The sequence below is a fragment of the Moorena sp. SIO3I6 genome, assembly GCF_010672095.1.
In genome coordinates, this window is the sequence record NZ_JAAHHU010001508.1 from 1 (window position 1) to 1,203 (window position 1,203).

2 protein-coding genes are annotated in these 1,203 nt (G+C 48.0%); one reads left to right on the plus strand and one right to left on the minus strand.

What is annotated here, in order from left to right:
* On the plus strand, positions 1-731 hold a 731-nt coding region (locus F6K49_RS50715; protein WP_293110467.1), incomplete at its 5' end, for an AMP-binding protein.
* Positions 732-1,000: 269 nt separating this feature from the next.
* Here the strand turns inward: F6K49_RS50715 and F6K49_RS50720 are convergent.
* Positions 1,001-1,203 (minus strand): hypothetical protein (locus F6K49_RS50720; RefSeq protein WP_293110470.1); only part of this gene is annotated, 203 nt, incomplete at its 5' end.

Below are 1,203 nucleotides of genomic sequence, written 5' to 3' on the forward strand. Positions count from 1 at the left end.
TGGTGGTAGCTGCGACTAAAGACCAAAAGGGAGCACAAGGGATTGTCAGCTGTGGTCAGCCCTGGTTAGGTGATCACGTGGTAATTGTTGACCCGGAAACCTTAATAGAGTGCCCAGAAAATAAAGTCGGGGAAATTTGGGTATCTGGTAATGGTGTCGGCAAGGGCTATTGGAATCAACCAGAGGAAACAGAACGCACATTCGGTGCGTATATAAAAGACACCGGCACTGGACCATTTCTGCGCACCGGAGACTTAGGATTCCTACAAGATGGGGAACTCTTTATCACCGGTCGCCTCAAAGAATTGATGATCCTCTGGGGCAACAACCGCTATCCCCAGCATATTGAAGCAACGGTTGAGAAGAGTCATCCAGCCCTACGACCCAATGCTAGTGCAGCGTTTTCCGTAGATTTAGAAGGGGAAGAACGATTAGTTATTGCTCAAGAGATCAAGCGGAGTTACCTGAGACACTTAGTGGTTGATGAAGTAGTGGCAGCCATTCGTCAAGCAGTAGCCCAAGAGCATATTGCTGATGTTTATGGGATTGTGCTGCTGAAGACCGGAAGTATTCCCAAGACCTCTAGTGGTAAGATTAAACGTCGGGAATGTCGGCTGCGATTTCTTGATGGCACTTTAGAGGCAGTAGGTCAATGGCGACAGAGTCAACTTCAACAGCGTAGTATTACCGATCTGTTGAGTCAGTTGAATGTTGCTGGATCAGAATCCTAAGGTTGTTATTGGGTCAGCTATCAGCTATCAGCTATCAGCTATCAGCTATCAGCTATCAGCTATCAGCTTATGGGTTACTTCACAGTGCTTTTGGTCTGTGCCAGCCTACTGTTAGCGTAGCGTGCGCGTAGCGTAATCGGTGATGCGCGAATAAGCTATGCAGTGGCCTGACAGAGGTTTCCACGGACTGCTGACTACTGACTGCTGAATGCTTAGGTTATTGGGATTATTAAATGTGTTAAAGATTACTAATTCCCAGAAAAGACGAATTAAAGTAGGGTGGGCAAAGTAATATAATCATTAATACTCAAAACAATCAAACTGTGTCTTGATGCAAAGCGCGAGTGGGGGAAACCACGGCAGTCGCTCATGGGGGGAACCCCCAAGACCGCGCTGCCTTCCCAAGACCGCGCTGCATCGCTTTTTGCCCACCCTACAAGCTGTTCGCGTAGCGTGCGCGTAGCGCTTAAAC